A 16487-nucleotide genomic window follows, 5' to 3' on the forward strand; every position below is an offset into this window, starting at 1 on the left:
AACGGCTTTTTTATTCGGTTTATTATTCTGGTTTAGCCGCTTCAGGGCAGGATGCTAATACGGTTACACTCGCATCCTCATTTTTTTGCTCTAAGGTGACAGTGAAACCCCATAATCTATGTAAATGCTTTAATACTTCTTTATGGCTGCTGGCTAAGGGAATATCGTTATTCGGCACATAACGCAAGGTTAAGGATCTATCACCGTTGATCTCTACATTATGCACTTGGATATTCGGTTCAATATTCGACAAGTTATATTGCTGCGATAATAACTGGCGAATATCTTGATAACCTTGTTCATCATGAATTGCCGATACCGACAGATAATTGCGTTTCTCATCATCATGGATACCAAACAACTTAAATTGGCGGATGACTTTAGGTGAAAGATATTGGCTAATAAAACTTTCGTCTTTAAAGTTTTGCATTGCAAAGTGTAAGGTTTCAATCCAATTGCTGCCGGCGATGTCGGGAAACCAGGCTTTATCTTCATCGGTTGGATTTTCACAAATACGCCGAATGTCGGTAAACATGGCAAAACCTAAAGCATAGGGATTGATTCCACTGTAATAGCGGCTGTTGTAGTCGGGTTGGGCAACCACGCCTGTATGGCTTTGCAAAAACTCGATCATGAAGCGGTCAGTGACCACGCCATCATCATACAAGTGATTCAAAATAGTGTAGTGCCAGAAGGTGGCCCAGCCTTCATTCATTACTTGAGTTTGTTTTTGCGGGTAAAAATATTGCGCCATTTTACGTACAATGCGGATAATTTCCCTTTGCCATGGTTCCAGTAAAGGGGCATTTTTCTCAATGAAATATAAGATATTTTCCTGCGGTTCTGCGGGGAAACGACGTTTCTTCGATTGTGACTGTTCATGTTGCTGGGTAGGAATCGTGCGCCATAAATCATTCACTTGGCTTTGTAGGTACGCCTCGCGATCTTTTTGTCTTGCCTGTTCTTCTCGGAATGAAATTTCAGAGGGACGTTTATAGCGATCGACACCATAGTTCATTAGCGCATGGCAGGAGTCGATGACGCTTTCGACCTGTGCTACGCCATGTTTTTGCTCGCAATCACTGATGTAGTTTTTGGCAAAAACAAGGTAGTCAATAATCGAGCTGGCATCTGTCCATGTCTTAAATAAGTAGTTGTTTTTAAAAAAGCTGTTATGTCCGAAACAGGCGTGGGCGATCACCAGTGCCTGCATTGTAATAGTGTTTTCCTCCATAAGGTAGGCAATACAGGGGTTAGAATTAATCACAATTTCGTAGGCAAGCCCCATTTGGCCGCGCTTGTAACCTTGCTCGGTTTCGATAAAACGTTTACCAAAGGACCAATGGGTGTAACCAATGGGCATACCAATGCCCGCATAAGCATCCATCATCTGCTCAGCGGTGATGACTTCAATTTGATTTGGGTAAGTGCTGAGCTTATACAGTGCTGCTACCCGTTCAATTTCCTTGAGGTAGTCCTGCAGTAGCTCGAAGCTCCAGTCAGGACCATCGCTCAGTGGTGTCCAAGGTGTTGATTTAGTTATCCCCATAGTGCCTCCTTAAACCGCTTGTTTCTTGAATAGCTCCCTAAAGACAGGGTAAATATCTTCGGCTTGACGTATGTGCTGCACGGCGATGTTGTCGTAATGCTGTTGCAGGGATTCATATTCACGCCACAAGGTTTGATGGGCGCGATTGGTGATTTCGATGTAGCTGTAGTAGCGCACCAGTGGCAAGATTTTTTGTTCTAACAATTGCCTACAGGTTGGTGAATCGTCGGCCCAGTTATCACCATCGGATGCTTGGGCTGCGTAGATATTCCATTCATCGGCTGGGTAGCGGGCTTGTTGAATTTCATGCATTAATTTCAATGCACTGGACACTATGGTGCCGCCCGTTTCTTGGGAGTAAAAGAACTCGTGTTCATCGACTTCTTTAGCTTGGGTATGGTGGCGAATGTAGACCACTTCTAAATTTTTATAGGTACGGGTGAGGAACAGATACAGCAATATATAGAAGCGTTTTGCCATATCTTTAGTTGCCTGATCCATAGAGCCAGACACATCCATCAAGCAGAACATCACGGCTTGGCTAGAAGGGATTTCCCTTTTGGAATAGTTATTAAAGCGTAGATCGAAGGTATCGATAAACGGCACTCTGGCAATCTTTTGTTTTAACTCCTCAATTTGGGCTTTTAAATCCAAAATCAACTCGGCCTTAGTACCTGGAATATTTTCCAGTTCGGCAAGTTCTTGTGCTAACTCTTTTAACAATTTCTTTTTACTGGCTGACATCGCAATACGACGTGCTAGTGATGAACGTAATGAACGGACAATATTGATGTTAGCGGGGACGCCATCATTGGTGAATCCCGCACGGTAGATTTGGTATTCCACCAGTTTATTAAGGCGATTTTTTTGTAGATTGGGGAGTTCTAAGTCCTCAAACAGTAATTCTAGATACTCATCCTTAGAGATTTCGAACACAAAATCATCGTCGCCTTCACCCGAATTTGAGGCTTCACCTTTGCCCGAACCGCCGCCAGAGCCACCAGGTGGCCGATCAATTTTATCGCCACGGGTAAATTGGTCATTACCGGGATGCACTCTGTCTCTGACACCGCCTTTGCCTTGGTGAAACATAGGTTCACTGATATCCCGAGTGGGGATACTGATTTTTTCGCCTTTATCTACATCCGTTACGCTGCGGCGAGTCACTGCATCGCTGACGGCTTTTTTAATTTGTTGCTTATATCTATTGATAAAGCGTTGGCGGTTGACTGTGCTTTTTCCTTTCGCATTCAACCGTCTATCGATAAAGTTCGCCATACGCACCTCCCAAAACCCAGCGAAGGCTTTGGCAACACCAAAGCCCTGTACTTAGTTAGCGCAAGTTTAAGAAGATTTACGAACCCGTAAATACCACTCAGACAAGAGTCGGACTTGTTTCTTGGTATAGCCTTTCTCCATCATGCGATTGACGAAATCATCGTGTTTGCGTTGATCGTCGTTTGATGTTTTGGCGTTAAAGGAAATAACAGGCAGTAAATCTTCTGTGTTGGAGAACATTTTCTTCTCGATCACAGTGCGTAGTTTCTCGTAGCTGGTCCAGAGTGGATTATTACCCTCATGGTTCGCGCGGGCGCGCAGCACAAAGTTGACGATTTCATTACGGAAATCTTTTGGATTGCTGATCCCCGCGGGCTTCTCAATCTTCTCAAGTTCTGCATTGAGGGCGGCGCGGTCGAATAGCTGACCCGTTTCTGGGTCGCGGTATTCTTGATCTTGGATCCAAAAATCGGCGTAAGTGACATAGCGGTCGAAGATATTTTGGCCGTATTCAGAGTAAGACTCTAAGTAAGCGGTTTGAATTTCTTTACCGATAAACTCCACATACTTAGGGATCAAATAACCTTTTAGAAACTCCAGATAACGTTCGGCGGTATCGCCGGGGAACTGTTCTTGTTCAATTTGCCGTTCGAGCACATAGAATAAATGCACTGGGTTGGCGGCGATTTCTGAATGGTCGAAGTTAAATACCCGCGACAAAATCTTAAAGGCGAAACGGGTGGATAGCCCATTCATGCCTTCATCGACACCCGCATAATCACGGTATTCTTGGTAAGACTTAGCCTTAGGATCGGTATCTTTCAGGCTTTCACCGTCATACACCCGCATCTTAGAGTAGGTGGAGGAGTTTTCAGGTGGCTTGATGCGCGACAACACACTAAATTGCGCTAGGGTTTCTAAGGTCCCAGGCGCACAGGGCGCTTTTGATAACTCAGAGTTGATCAGCAGTTTTTGATAGATTTGCAGCTCTTCCGAAACCCGTAAACAGTAGGGGACTTTGACTATGTAAACACGGTCGAGGAAGGCTTCGTTGTTTTTGTTGTTTTTGAAGGTTGACCATTCTGATTCATTTGAGTGAGCCAGAATAATCCCGCTATAGGGCAGGGCCGATAAGCCTTCAGTGCCGTTATAGTTGCCTTCTTGCGTCGCAGTTAGTAGTGGATGCAGCACTTTAATCGGTGCCTTAAACATCTCGACGAATTCCATCACCCCTTGGTTTGCGCGGCACAATGCACCCGAATAAGCGTAAGCATCGGCATCATCTTGGGAGAAATGCTCAAGCTGACGAATATCCACTTTACCGACGAGGGATGAAATATCTTGGTTGTTTTCATCACCGGGTTCTGTTTTTGCTATCGCCACTTGGTCCAGAATCGATGGAAAAACTTTCACCACGCGAAATTTGGAGATATCGCCACCAAACTCATGCAGACGTTTTACCGCCCAAGGCGACATGATGGTTTTGAGATAGCGGTTGGGAATGTTGAATTCATCTTTTAACAGCTGACCATCTTCTTCTAAATCGAATAGACAGAAGGGATGATCGTTGACAGGGCTACGTACCCCATTTGCGCTCAGAATATAAATGGGCACTTTTTGCATCAGGGCTTTGAGCTTTTCGGCGAGCGATGACTTACCGCCGCCCACAGGGCCCAGTAGGTATAAAATTTGTTTGGATTCTTCTAATCCTTGAGCCGAGTGCTTTAGATAAGCCACTATTTGCTCTATGGCATCTTCCATGCCGAAGAAATCTTTAAATGCGGGATAGCGTGAAATAAGTCGATTCGAAAAAATACGGCTAAGTGTTGGATTTTTTGCGGTATCAATGACTTCTGCTTCACCGATTGCAAGCAGTAGTCGCTCTGATGCTGACATGTAAGCGCTGCGATCTCCTTTGCAGATATCCAGAAACTCTTGCAAAGAATATTCTTCATCGAGTTTTTGTTCGTAGCGCTTTTGGTAATGCTCGAAAATGCCCATATAAACCCCCTGAAACGCCAGTGATGTCATGGAACGGATAACTGGCTAACCAGCCTCCTACTCTAATCTTAGACATAAACTCACTATCTGTGTCAAAAAAATATCAAATAAAACAATAACAAATAGTTGCAAACGCAATTATTGCACTTGTAGTTTACGGCGGGGTAATCTGCGGGATAAGGGATGAACGGCAAATGAGGGGTATAAAAAAAGAGCCACTAGGGCTCTTTTTACTGGGATTAACTCACTGCTCGTACAGCAGTCAACTACGTTAGGTTAAATGAATTAACCAGCGAAGTTTTGGTTAACGAAGTCCCAGTTAACTAATTGCCAGAAGTGGGCAAGGTAGTCAGGACGCACGTTACGGTAATCGATGTAGTAAGCGTGTTCCCACACATCCACAGTCAGGATTGGTGTGACTGTGCTGTCAGTCAGTGGCGTTGCAGCATTGCTAGTGTTAACGATAGCAAGTGTGCCATCGGCTTTTTTCACTAACCATGTCCAAGCGCTACCGAAGTTGTTTACTGCTGAATCAGTAAATTGGGCTTTGAATGCGTCGAATGAACCGAAAGCAGCATTGATTGCATCAGCAACTGGGCCAGTTGGCTCGCCGCCAGCATTTGGTGCTAGGCAGTTCCAGTAGAAAGTGTGGTTCCACACTTGAGCTGCGTTATTGAATACGCCACCCGTAGAAGTTTTGATGATATCTTCTAAAGATTTACCAGCGAAATCCGTTCCTTCGATTAAGCCGTTTAGCTTAACAACATAAGTGTTGTGATGCTTGCCGTAGTGGTATTCAATGGTTTCTTGAGAAATGTGTGGTTCTAGTGCGTTCTTTGCATATGGTAATGCGGGTAATTCGAAAGCCATTAGTATCTCTCCATGGTCTTAGGTTATCGTTTTTAAACGTGCTCACTTAGGACTATTGTACCGATAAAATTTGTGATGTGAATCATTGTTTAGCTAATTGACTAGATAGACGCCATCGAAAAATCAAATGTCGGCATAACCTTACAAACTGTGGGATTTTGTTCTGCCTCTAGCTGACGTACAATAGCAGCATTGAGTCAATGTCATCCTACTTAGGAATCAAAATGGAAACAGTAGAGAAAATTAAGCAACAGATCACGGAAAACCCTATCATTGTTTATATGAAAGGTTCTCCAAAGTTGCCTAGCTGTGGCTTCTCGTCACAGGTCGCTCAGATCATGATTAACTGCGGTGAGCAGTTTGCATTCGTGGATATTCTTCAGCATCCAGACATTCGCGCAGAATTACCTAAGTTTGCTAACTGGCCGACTTTCCCACAATTGTGGATTGAAGGTGAGTTGATCGGTGGCTGTGATATCGTCGTGGACATGTTCCAAAAAGGCGAATTACAACCTTTGATTAAAGCCGCTGCCGCTAAGATCAAGACTGAAGAATAAGCGTTAATGCTTATTTTATAATTATGAATGAAAAAGCCGCTATGATTATTATCATGGCGGCTTTTTTGTCGCTGCTTTTCAAAGAGCTATCGCTACAAAAAACATGACAACAAACACTTCAATAAAACGGCGGTTCCTCAAACAACGACTAGTGAGGGGTAACATCTGACTCATTGTGTTTATCGTGTGGCTTGGTTGCGGGCAATAATAAGTTCATGGTAATCGCGACAATGCCGCACAAGCTGATACCGGTCAGACTAAACGAGCCTATGCCAAATGCCATGCCGCCGATACCAAATACTAAGGTGACACCGACAATGCTTAAATTACGCGGCTCAGACAAATCCACATGATTGCGAATAAGGGTGTTGAGGCCAACGGCTGCTATTGAGCCGAATAACAAACACATAATACCGCCCATCACAGGGACTGGAATGGTTTGCATCAGCGCACCTAACTTGCCAACAAAGGCCAACGTGATGGCGGTAATAGCTGTCCAAGTCATGATTTTCGGATCAAAATTGCGAGTTAAGGTCACTGCGCCTGTCACTTCTGAGTAAGTGGTGTTTGGCGGGCCACCAAAGGCTGCCGCCGCAATTGTGGCAATACCATCACCTGTTAGCGTGCGGTGTAGTCCCGGTTTTTTCATAAAATCTTTACCTGTGACATTAGATATCGCCAGAATATCGCCAATGTGTTCAACCGCCGGAGCGATGGCGACTGGGATCATAAAGGCGATGGCATGCCAGTTAAATTCGGGTGCGACAAATTTAGGAATCGCAATCCAACTGGCGGCAGTCACAACCGCAAAGTCAACAATACCAAAGGCAAGGCTTAAGCCGTAACCCACGATAATCCCCGCTAAAATCGGCATGACTCTCAGTAAGCCCTTGGCAAAAATCGCCACAGCTATAGTGGTGCAAAGTGATGCGAGCGAAATAAATAGCGCAGTATTGGTGTCAACGAGAGTCAAGCTGCCATCGCCACTTTTACCTAAGGCCATATTCACGGCGACAGGTGCTAAGCCAAGGCCGATGATAATGATCACAGGACCCACTACCACAGGCGGTAATAGCCTATGGATGAAGTCGGTGCCGCGCACTTTGACCAAGGCGCCGAGCATGACGTAGACCACGCCCGCGGCCATAATGCCGCCCATGGTGGAGGGAATTCCCCAAGTCTGCACGCCATAGAGTATGGGGGCAATAAAGGCGAAGGATGAGGCAAGGAAGATAGGCACTTGGCGTTTAGTGATCAATTGGAATAGTAGGGTACCGATACCAGCGGTAAACAATGCCACACTAGTGTCGAGTCCTGTCAGCAGCGGCATTAACACTAGGGCACCGAAGGCCACAAACAGCATTTGTGCGCCCTGTAGGGGGATAGCGAGTCGTCTCATTTATTATTCTCGTTAATTTTAGGGTAAACCGCCAGATGATATCAGTTTGTTGGATTTTCAGCAGAAGAAAATCGCCCGTTTTGCCGACTCGGATCACTGTTTGGGTTTTCCATGCCATGGTTGGCACTGAAATGGGGCTAAATTTTGTCAAGACTCGCTTAAGGCGCTAACTATGGTACAATTTGCCCCATCTGACGTTACTTCAACTACTCAAAGATGCTGAAATTCCTATTGAAGCCGAGCTTAATTGCATTTCTATATTGTCTGTTCACGATTAATAGCGTCAATGCTGTTGAGGTGAGTAAATTAGATGAGGCCAATGTGCCTGTGTCTTCGCGCGCGGTTGCTGAACGCGACAAAGCCCTAAAAAGTGCACTTGAGCAAGTCATTATCAAGAACACTGGTACGGCGCGGTCCCTCGATAACAGTCTGATCCAATCTCAGCTCAGTAATCCTGATACCTTGCTGAGCCAGTATGGTTATATCGAGCAGAATGGCCAATTACTGTTAACGGCCAGTTTTGAACACCGTCGCATCGTGGCGCTACTGCGTCAGGCGCAATTACCGGTTTGGGGAACACAACGCCCGCTGACCTTATTTTGGGTCGCAATGCCAGGTGATGGCGACACTGTGATATTGGGTGACTCGTCTGCGTTAGCCGAACGTAAACTCTTTAGTGATTTTTCCGATGCACGTGGTATTCCTGTACTTTTGCCTATCTTAGATCTTGATGAGTTGATGGGGATTAATCCTAACGATATCAAAGGTATGTTTGCAGATATCGTGGCCAGTGTCTCCGGCCGCTATCAAGCTGACTTTTTGGCGCTGGTGGCGATTGATGCCGCTGGCAGTCAAGTTCGTTATCGTTTAAATCTCTATACTAAGGCCACCATTGACTCTTTGACGCCACCGTTATTCAGCTACAACGGCACTGCTGAAAATTCGACTCAGGCGATTGAAGCCATGATGGCGGCGTTAGGCGAATACTATTTTACTAAGTACGCGATTGCCGATACTGGTACACAGCAAGGCGCGAGTGTCACTTTTGTTAATATTCAAAAAATGGCGCAATTAGTAGAAGTTGAAAGATATTTGAAGCAACTTAGCGCGATTAAAAATGCCACTTTAACGCATATTCAAGGCCATACCGCGACCTTCTCGTTAGATTTGTTTGGCTCAGAAACGGATTTACAACGTTTATTAAGCTTAGAGCCGCGGATTTCTGTGGTCGCACCTGTGGGTGCGGGGGAATTTAGCCCTGTCTCTTACCAAACAGGCAAGCCTGTATATGAATGGCGTTTACCTTAAAGATGTTATCGGCCGTGCTGAGTTATGCTAAGCACGGCATTGTTTTTATTTGATATTGAGAAGACCGAGTGCCCTTAAACTCACCTCTGCAACTCTCGTTACCTGTGCATTTGCCAGATGACGAAACCTTTAATAGTTATTACCCCGCCGCGGGTAATGATGAACTTATTCAAAAACTGAGAGCCAATGCCGAAGGACAGGGTGAAGCCGCCATTTATTTGTGGGGCCCAGTTAAATCGGGTCGAACTCATTTAATGCACGCCGCTTGTGCTCACGCCAACGAAGTTGAGCGTCGCAGCTTTTATATTCCCTTAGGCATACATGCGAGCATTTCGACCGCATTGCTTGAAGGACTAGAACAGTTAGATTTAGTCTGTATCGATGATGTCGATGCCATCGCTGGTCACCCCGTCTGGGAAGAAGCGATTTTTGATCTCTACAACCGTGTCGCCGAACATAAAAATTGTGCCTTAGTGGTCAGTGGCAGTTCGTCACCTGCGGACGCGGGTTTCCTGTTACCTGATCTCGTTTCACGCATGCAGTGGGGGTTGAATTATCAACTGCAACCTATGGCTGATGATGAAAAGCTTGCCGCTCTGCAACGCCGCGCCGCTATGCGTGGTCTGCAATTACCGGAAGACGTTGGGCGTTTTTTGTTGAACCGAATGGCTCGGGATTTACGTACCTTGTTCGATGTATTGGATAAGTTAGATAAAGCCTCATTAGTGCATCAGCGCAAGCTCACTATTCCCTTTGCCAAAGAGATGCTGCATCTATAAAAGCATGATTGGTTAGAGACACGGTTTGAGTGGTTTTGAATTAGCCTTGAGCGATGTAAACGCTAGAAAATGTAAAAAACCTAAAACCTAACAATCAAAAGCCCGTCATGCTGAGTGCAGACGGGCTTTTGTTTATCTACAACTTAAACACTCTATTGCTGAGGATGACGGTGACGGTCGCCACTTAAGCGAAGTTCAGGCTCAAAGCGTGGTTCTGCATCACGTGCTGGTGCATTATTTTGGCCTTTGAGCTGTGCATTTGTAGGTGATATAGCGAGCGCTTGACGCCAGCTTTGACCTTGGATCATGGCAATCGGCTCGGGCAGACTTTCAATCAGACTGATGCCATCAAGCTCTGGCAGAATTTCATCAATCACCAGTGCAGCGCGATTCTCTAGGCTGTCTTGTGCAATTCTACCTCTTTGTCCCCAGTCAATAATCAGCGTATCAGCGGTTAACACCGCAGGCTTATTGGTGACGGCGACATCACGTAATATTTTATAGCGATAACTCATCATGGCTTCTTCAAACAGCATAGCCGTGTCTTCACGGGTGCTGGAATAGGCATAGAAGTCACTGGCGATATCGGTAGAAAAGAAAGTGCTCACATCCGATGCTTGATAGGCTTTTTGCACATTATTCGCCGCTGCGCCGAGGAAACGGACATTGGCAAGTCCCATCATTTCATCACTCATTAATGGATAACTGCTGCTGACTTGATCGGATATCAGGCTCTTGTTGGCATTGCGGCGACTGTAATCATCTAGCAGTCTTGGTCCTGTGAGTGAGCCATGTACGCTGCGGGGGAAGAAGTCATTGGCATGGGCAAGCTCGTGATACAGCAATGAGGCTAGATCGGGATTGATTTGCGCTAACGTGCGGTCTGCCCTGACGGTGATAGGTACGCCAAGTGACGCATATTGATTGTCTTTCACATAACGCCAAGGCATCACAAAGTTAAGATCATCACCGAAATTACTGCGGTAATCCGGCGCTTCATTAATTGTGTCACGCTGGCTTGGCGTAAGCCATAAATCGTCGGGATCGAGATAAATCGCTCCTGTAACGACCCAATAGAAGGAAGGGCGCACGTCATAGCTAATCACCACGGCCGTGACGGATTGTAACAGGCGAGCAAAATCGCTGTTGGGGTCCATCTGAGCTAAAAAGGCGGCAAAGTTATCGCCCATCCAGTCGTGGGAAACCAGTACACGATTAAGAATGGTCTCGCGATTTAGATCGCTTGAGGTCTGGCCTATCAAGGGTAAGGTATTGATAGTGCAACTATCATTAAGCTGATTAGAGTAAACACAGCCCGCTAGTACATTAGCGTAAGGCGAGGCTGGACGATAGGCGTGGGTGCGCGCCACTGGAGTATCGAAATACTGCGAGCTGATCGCCGGCGCGGCGGTTGTTAGCACAAAAGCATCATCACTGAGTGGATTACCGTTGATGCTGGCGTTCACTTTGAGCCGAGTGATTGTATCTTGGGCGACGGTTGGCGCGGTAAATAAAGGTCTAAATGGGTCGCTCAAATCGACCATTAAATCCGGGCCAGACGCTACGCACCAAGAGATATTCGCAGCACTTAATCCTGATTGTTGTCCGAGCCTTAAGCTGACACTGTTGCCTTCAACCACTTGGTGATCTTGGCGAACGTTCAGTATAGCCGACGATGCGGGGTCGACATTAATGCCGATTTCTCCGCTGACATCTAGATGACTTCCCGTCACATGCAAGCTAAAACGGTAGTCGCCAGCGGTAGGAGCATCGAATGCTAATACAGGACTGTTTTGACTGACTAATTGTATGTTCGGCCCATCGATTTGCTGCCAGCGAAAGGTTAAGTTTTGGCTATCGCGATTAAGGATGTTGGCAATGATGGCACTGGATTGACCTGCCACATACGTCGGCTCAGTTTGAAAACGGATTGAGGATGATGTGGTAACAAGAAGCGGCGAAATGCTTTCTGTGCAGCGTGGCAACGAGCTAGAGGGGGGCGTGACTCCGCCATTATCTGTGTTGCTGTCTCCACCGCCTCCGCACGCCATAAGTAGGCTAGAGCAGGTTATTAATCCTAAAAGTTTCAGTGGTATCGATATCCCCATTACAACATTCTCCCATGTTAACTCAGCGGTGCAATCAGGCTTTTTGTGACTCGCGGGACATCAATACTCCACGATGAAAAACTGACTATAGCACGGGGGTTAAGTTGCAAAAAGTCGCTACAAGTATGTTAATTGTTAATTTTCATGCGATTTAGTTGTTCGATTAACTGTGCATTGAACTGAGGATGAAGAGGGTATTTGAACGCAGATCTTTAGCTGAGTTTGGCGTTGCGATTTAAAAATGCCGTCAAACCTAGTAAGGCAAGACGGCGCTGAAATCACATTGTATGCAATGGCTTATTCTTTGGATTTTTTCTTCAGGCCTAATCCCAGTTCTCGACCACGGATCCGAGCGTAGAAGGGGAAGGCAATCAGCAGCACGCCAATCAACAATACTTCGATTAATGCAAAGGCGAAGGCATCGGTAGTGACATAAAGCAGCGTCAGCCCATGTAGCATATAGAGGCACAGAATAAAACTCGCCCAAGCATAAGTATATGGATTACCTTGAAAAACCCCTTTTGCAGGCAGTAACAATGGCACTATCCATAAGAGGCTAAATAGCAGAGTATACTCACCGCTAATACCCTGACCAACAAACCAGCCGCCTAATAGCAGGACGAGCGCAAAGTAACCTAAACGGCTAAGAGTAAATAAGGTGTTGGACGTCATATGTCTACCTAAGAATTAAAATTAAAGCGATTTTATAAAAATCATAATTAAAGAATAGCGAGCACATTCTCTGGAGGACGGCCGATGGCAGCGCGTTGATTGGCGAGCACAATTGGCCGTTCGATGAGTTTAGGCGTGTTCACCATGGCTTCAATCAATTGCTGCTCAGTCAATGAGGTGTCGGCAAGCCCCAAGGCTTGATATTCCGTTTCTTTGGTGCGCATTAATTCGCGAGCACTGATGCCTAATTTTGTCAGAATGTCGCCAATGACTTCAGCCGTAGGAGGCGTTTTTAAGTATTCCACTAGGGTAATGTCACAACCTTGTTGCTCAAGTAGAGCTAAGGTTTCACGGCTTTTTGAACAACGTGGGTTATGGTAAATCGTCGCTTGGGTCATAGTGCTAGAGGCTCAATACGGGCTGAAATAACAATTGAGCGGATGATAACAGAAAAAACAACGCCCCGTCAGTGTGTTCGGGGCGTATAAATGGGTAATGAAGTTAAATCAATTTGTAAAACAACTGATTACTTAAGCGCTTCCATCTCTTTATCGGCCATTTTGAACTGGCGTATACGGGCTTCAATACGTGCAAGCTGTAAGGGATTACTTTCAGATGCACGGTAGGCAAAGTTTAGCTGATCGATAGCGCCCTTATAATTAGCTCCCAAAGCCATGAGCTCAGCGGTAGAAAAATATTCTAACGCCTGATTGCCTGTTTTTTTATAAACAGCGCTCAGTAATTGGTAGGGCAGCTGATTTTGTTTATCGAGGAATATCATGTCCTCCAATAAAGGAATAGCCTTAGGGGCTTGGTCAGCTTCGATGTAAATATTGGCTAAGTTGGCGTTAATCACTTGCGATGTTGGCTTCATTTTTCGCTGGGCTTCAAGCATAGCAATCGCCTTTGCGTAGTCCTTACGTTCGGTCAATAAGTCGGCTTTAGTATCGATATAAAACAGATTGTTATCATCAATTTTTAACAGTTCATCGACGATTTTTTCCGACTCATCAAACTTCTTCAATCTAAATAACGCCAGCGCTTTGCCATAGAGCGCCGCCTCTTTAAAGCTGTAGGTCTGTTTGTTTAGTTGCTTGTCAAACATGCTCAAAACCGCTTCGTCGCTATAACTGGAAAAACGGACTTGAATACGAGCTTTCGCCAGTTGGAAGTTCAGGTTATCGGGAATATAACGCTTAGGATATTGCTCGGCGCGGTTACGGGCTTCAGTGATCCGCGACTCTGGTAATGGGTGAGTTAGCAGCATTTGTGGCGGTGTGGTGGTAAAGCGGTAACGAGTGGCTAACTTACCAAAGAAATCCGCTGCAGCGTTGGGATCAAAGCCTGCATCCACCAAAATTTGCATACCGATGCGGTCGGCTTCTTTCTCGTGCAAACGGGTATAGTTGATTTTTGATTGTGTTGCCATCGCTTGGGTCGTCGCCAGTGCAGCCATACCGGCTTGTGGTACGGCAATGGTTAATAAAATGGCGCCGAGTAAACCCGCAATTGTCGCAGGATTGCTCTTTTGTTGTGCTTCGAGCGAACGCGCAAGGTGACGTTGGGTAACGTGGGTAATTTCGTGGCCGAGTACTGAGGCGAGTTCGCTTTCGTTATCGGCATTGAGAAATAAGCCAGTGTGCACAGCAACATGGCCGCCGAAGAAGGCGAAGGCGTTGATTTCATCATTTTGTAACAAGAAGAAATAGAAGGGCGTTTTTACCCCTGTGGCATGGGCGACCAGTTTGTTGCCAAGTTCTGTAAGGTACTGACTCAACACAGGATCATTTAACATCGGCGCTGAGGAGCGAATGATGCGCATATAGGCATCACCGTAAACCATTTCTTTTTCAAGGCTGAAGGTGTTAACTGCGGCCGTACCTAAATCCGGTAAGTCATTGTTAGCAAAGCTTTTAGCGGCTAAGGTTAGCAGCATCAAAGAGAATGCGCCTGCAACAAAAGGTTTTAATCGAGTCAAAAAAGTCAAGTTACGCAAGCGGATCCTTTATTTCTAATTATCTCAACTAAAGGCAGAGATACTGCACTTAGCTTGTAGTTTGAGGTGCAACTTAGGATAATAGCCCAAGTTCGTCTATAGCAAGTTCATTATGATTTTTATTGATTTAACGCTATTTCGCTGTCCTGTGCCTTTAGTTAAAGTGAAACTTGTATTGAAGCCAATGCGAGACGGCGAGCAATTGCATATCTTACTCTCAGACTCAGGTTCGCGGCGAGATGTTCCCCAATATTTAAAAAAACAAGGTCATATCGTGCAAGAGTTGCGTAATGATGTGAGTCTGTTAGCCTTGATGGTCACCAAAGTTGATCTATCTCAGAGATAAATTGAGGATTTTCATGTTTAAATCCTTTCCGAGTCGTGACCTAATTTAATGTGCACGCTAGATAAGTTCACCAAATGAGTTTGCTAGCTGGGCGTAAGATTTCCGTTCAGCTAACAAGTTGAAGTGAAAGTAGTTTGAGTAACGTCGTAGATAACACCATGATAAATAAACTTTCCTGAGCGTTTGGGAAGCCTAGCCAACCATCACTATTGGAATGATCCATGTTTACTGTTTTTTCTCGTTGGTATCAAGAGCGCTTTAGTGATCCACAAGCTGTGACCTTAATGGCTATTCTTGTTGGGTTCGCGTTAGTGATTTATTTTGCCGCAGGTTTACTTGCCCCCTTATTAGTCGCGCTGGTGTTGGCATTTTTATTGGAATGGCCCGTTGCGCAAATGCTGAAATTAGGCATTAATCGCACCGCTGGTGCGTCCTTAGTTATCGTGTTGTTTTTGGGCATTGTGGTCTTACTGACATTTGGCTTAATTCCGAGTGTGTGGCGTCAAGGCGTGAGCTTAATTGCCGATTTGCCGAGCATGATAGATAAAGGGCTGCTGACGCTACAAACCTTGATCAACCAATACCCGCAATTTATCAATCCTGAGCAATTAGATTTGATGGTCGCAGAGCTTAAAAAACTGCTCGATACTCAGCATGTACTGGATATTGCTAAGCAATTAATTGGCTATTCAGCGTCATTACTCGTCTTGATGGTATACGCGATTTTAGTGCCTCTGTTGGTGTTTTTCTTTTTAAAGGATAAAGACCAACTGATCAGCGGCAGTAAGCGCTTTTTCCCCGCCAATCGCCAGTTAGCTCGCAAAGTGTGGTTTGAAATGCATCAGCAAATTTTCAATTACATTCGGGGTAAAGTGATTGAAATCGTGGTGGTTGGCGTCGCAACCTATATCTTGTTTGCCGTAATGGGACTGAGATATTCAGTGTTGCTCGGGGTGCTAACTGGGTTGTCGGTATTGATCCCCTATGTTGGTGCAACCTTAGTCACCTTGCCGATCACCTTAGTGGCATTTTTTCAGTGGGGTTTTAGTTCTGAATTTGGTTATTTGATGTTGGGTTACGGCATTATTCAGGCGCTCGACGGTAATTTACTCGTGCCGATTTTGTTCTCCGATGCGGTGGATTTGCATCCGGTGATCATCATAGCCGCGGTGTTAGTCTTTGGCGGTTTATGGGGTGTGTGGGGGGTATTCTTTGCTATTCCATTGGCCTCGCTGGTCAAAGCCGTGATTAACGCTTGGCCTAAAACCGAGGTTGAAACTCTCCATGGACTCGATGCGAGTTGATGACGACTCGCTGAACGGTTTGCTTAGCTTGTCCTTGTGAGCATTGAGTTCCGTCATGGAACTTCAATGCCAGAGACGAGTAGGGCGTTCAGGCGCACATTTAGGCACATATATAGGCGCCACGTTTCGTCTCCATTATACATATTCATCAATCTCTCGCTGTATTTCCTGTTTAGCGTTATTGCCTTCGGGTTTGTCATTTGTCTTCAAGTTCCTTGAATAGAGCCCATATTGTCTAATTCAGGCTTTTTATTTTGTCCTTAGTCGCTCTAGGGATTTACATTATGTAACCTCTAGGTTAGGTATATGTAAAACTCTTA

14 protein-coding genes are annotated in these 16487 nt (G+C 45.5%); 5 read left to right on the forward strand and 9 right to left on the reverse strand.

Annotated elements, in window-relative coordinates; all coding sequences use genetic code 11:
• Window positions 1–22 precede the first annotated feature (22 nt).
• The 4 genes from Q4Q52_RS18235 to sodB all read right to left on the reverse strand — a co-directional run bounded on the left by Q4Q52_RS18235 (window position 23) and on the right by sodB (window position 5698).
• Window positions 23–1549 carry a SpoVR family protein gene (locus tag Q4Q52_RS18235; protein ID WP_126492163.1) on the reverse strand — a complete coding sequence of 509 codons (1527 nt, stop codon included), beginning with the start codon at window positions 1547–1549 and terminating at the stop codon, window positions 23–25.
• A 9-nt stretch (window positions 1550–1558) separates the two neighbouring features.
• On the reverse strand, window positions 1559–2827 hold the full coding sequence (locus tag Q4Q52_RS18240) for a YeaH/YhbH family protein (protein WP_311891173.1): 1269 nt from the start codon (window positions 2825–2827) through the stop codon (window positions 1559–1561).
• A 66-nt stretch (window positions 2828–2893) separates the two neighbouring features.
• Complete coding sequence (locus Q4Q52_RS18245; protein WP_006081287.1) at window positions 2894–4828, reverse strand: PrkA family serine protein kinase; 1935 nt, start codon at window positions 4826–4828, stop codon at window positions 2894–2896.
• 285 nt (window positions 4829–5113) lie between these two features.
• A complete protein-coding gene (gene sodB / locus Q4Q52_RS18250) occupies window positions 5114–5698 on the reverse strand; it encodes a superoxide dismutase [Fe] (protein WP_220776283.1) in 585 nt (194 codons plus the stop codon).
• Between the two features lie 224 nt (window positions 5699–5922).
• Between sodB and grxD the strand changes: the two genes are divergently transcribed.
• The gene (gene grxD / locus Q4Q52_RS18255) at window positions 5923–6255 is read left to right on the forward strand and encodes a Grx4 family monothiol glutaredoxin (protein WP_011846572.1); all 333 of its coding nucleotides are present in this window, start codon (window positions 5923–5925) and stop codon (window positions 6253–6255) included.
• A gap of 148 nt (window positions 6256–6403) precedes the next feature.
• On the opposite strand, the gene Q4Q52_RS18260 is transcribed toward grxD, so the two are convergent.
• Complete coding sequence (locus Q4Q52_RS18260) at window positions 6404–7654, reverse strand: uracil-xanthine permease family protein (protein ID WP_006081290.1); 1251 nt, start codon at window positions 7652–7654, stop codon at window positions 6404–6406.
• Window positions 7655–7870: 216 nt separating this feature from the next.
• Here Q4Q52_RS18260 and Q4Q52_RS18265 point away from each other — a divergent pair, with 216 nt between their 5' ends.
• Window positions 7871–8962: a DUF2066 domain-containing protein gene (locus Q4Q52_RS18265; protein WP_311991282.1), complete on the forward strand. Its 1092-nt coding sequence runs from the start codon at window positions 7871–7873 to the stop codon at window positions 8960–8962.
• A 68-nt stretch (window positions 8963–9030) separates the two neighbouring features.
• Window positions 9031–9741, forward strand: a complete 711-nt coding sequence (gene hda / locus Q4Q52_RS18270) for a DnaA inactivator Hda (RefSeq protein WP_006081292.1) — start codon at window positions 9031–9033, stop codon at window positions 9739–9741.
• 152 nt (window positions 9742–9893) lie between these two features.
• On the opposite strand, the gene Q4Q52_RS18275 is transcribed toward hda, so the two are convergent.
• The 4 genes from Q4Q52_RS18275 to Q4Q52_RS18290 all read right to left on the reverse strand — a co-directional run bounded on the left by Q4Q52_RS18275 (window position 9894) and on the right by Q4Q52_RS18290 (window position 14517).
• Window positions 9894–11849: a hypothetical protein gene (locus Q4Q52_RS18275; RefSeq protein ID WP_311991283.1), complete on the reverse strand. Its 1956-nt coding sequence runs from the start codon at window positions 11847–11849 to the stop codon at window positions 9894–9896.
• Between the two features lie 297 nt (window positions 11850–12146).
• Entirely contained in the window at window positions 12147–12521 is a 375-nt protein-coding gene (locus Q4Q52_RS18280) for a DUF2069 domain-containing protein (protein WP_107947135.1), read from the reverse strand.
• Between the two features lie 47 nt (window positions 12522–12568).
• Window positions 12569–12919 carry an arsenate reductase (glutaredoxin) gene (arsC, locus tag Q4Q52_RS18285; RefSeq protein WP_106650269.1) on the reverse strand — a complete coding sequence of 117 codons (351 nt, stop codon included), beginning with the start codon at window positions 12917–12919 and terminating at the stop codon, window positions 12569–12571.
• 128 nt (window positions 12920–13047) lie between these two features.
• Window positions 13048–14517: a M48 family metalloprotease gene (locus tag Q4Q52_RS18290; protein WP_107947137.1), complete on the reverse strand. Its 1470-nt coding sequence runs from the start codon at window positions 14515–14517 to the stop codon at window positions 13048–13050.
• Window positions 14518–14629: 112 nt separating this feature from the next.
• Here Q4Q52_RS18290 and Q4Q52_RS18295 point away from each other — a divergent pair, with 112 nt between their 5' ends.
• Together Q4Q52_RS18295 and Q4Q52_RS18300 are read left to right on the forward strand one after the other, a co-directional pair.
• Window positions 14630–14863, forward strand: a complete 234-nt coding sequence (locus Q4Q52_RS18295; protein WP_259521421.1) for a sulfurtransferase TusA family protein — start codon at window positions 14630–14632, stop codon at window positions 14861–14863.
• A gap of 221 nt (window positions 14864–15084) precedes the next feature.
• Window positions 15085–16167, forward strand: coding sequence for an AI-2E family transporter (locus tag Q4Q52_RS18300; protein ID WP_311991284.1), 1083 nt, complete (start codon window positions 15085–15087; stop codon window positions 16165–16167).
• Window positions 16168–16487 lie beyond the last annotated feature (320 nt).

It is taken from the genome of Shewanella sp. SP1S2-4 (assembly GCF_031932075.1).
Taxonomy (GTDB): Bacteria; Pseudomonadota; Gammaproteobacteria; order Enterobacterales; family Shewanellaceae; genus Shewanella; species Shewanella baltica.

Bases quoted from the DNA above. Each gene is read 5' to 3' on its own strand.
- Q4Q52_RS18235 (WP_126492163.1), bottom strand. From the start codon at position 1,549: ATGGGGATAACTAAATCAACACCTTGGACACCACTGAGCGATGGTCCT.
- Q4Q52_RS18240 (WP_311891173.1), bottom strand. From the start codon at position 2,827: ATGGCGAACTTTATCGATAGACGGTTGAATGCGAAAGGAAAAAGCACA.
- Q4Q52_RS18245 (WP_006081287.1), bottom strand. From the start codon at position 4,828: ATGGGCATTTTCGAGCATTACCAAAAGCGCTACGAACAAAAACTCGAT.
- sodB (WP_220776283.1), bottom strand. From the start codon at position 5,698: ATGGCTTTCGAATTACCCGCATTACCATATGCAAAGAACGCACTAGAA.
- grxD (WP_011846572.1), top strand. From the start codon at position 5,923: ATGGAAACAGTAGAGAAAATTAAGCAACAGATCACGGAAAACCCTATC.
- Q4Q52_RS18260 (WP_006081290.1), bottom strand. From the start codon at position 7,654: ATGAGACGACTCGCTATCCCCCTACAGGGCGCACAAATGCTGTTTGTG.
- Q4Q52_RS18265 (WP_311991282.1), top strand. From the start codon at position 7,871: ATGCTGAAATTCCTATTGAAGCCGAGCTTAATTGCATTTCTATATTGT.
- Q4Q52_RS18275 (WP_311991283.1), bottom strand. From the start codon at position 11,849: ATGGGGATATCGATACCACTGAAACTTTTAGGATTAATAACCTGCTCT.
- Q4Q52_RS18280 (WP_107947135.1), bottom strand. From the start codon at position 12,521: ATGACGTCCAACACCTTATTTACTCTTAGCCGTTTAGGTTACTTTGCG.
- arsC (WP_106650269.1), bottom strand. From the start codon at position 12,919: ATGACCCAAGCGACGATTTACCATAACCCACGTTGTTCAAAAAGCCGT.
- Q4Q52_RS18295 (WP_259521421.1), top strand. From the start codon at position 14,630: ATGATTTTTATTGATTTAACGCTATTTCGCTGTCCTGTGCCTTTAGTT.
- Q4Q52_RS18300 (WP_311991284.1), top strand. From the start codon at position 15,085: ATGTTTACTGTTTTTTCTCGTTGGTATCAAGAGCGCTTTAGTGATCCA.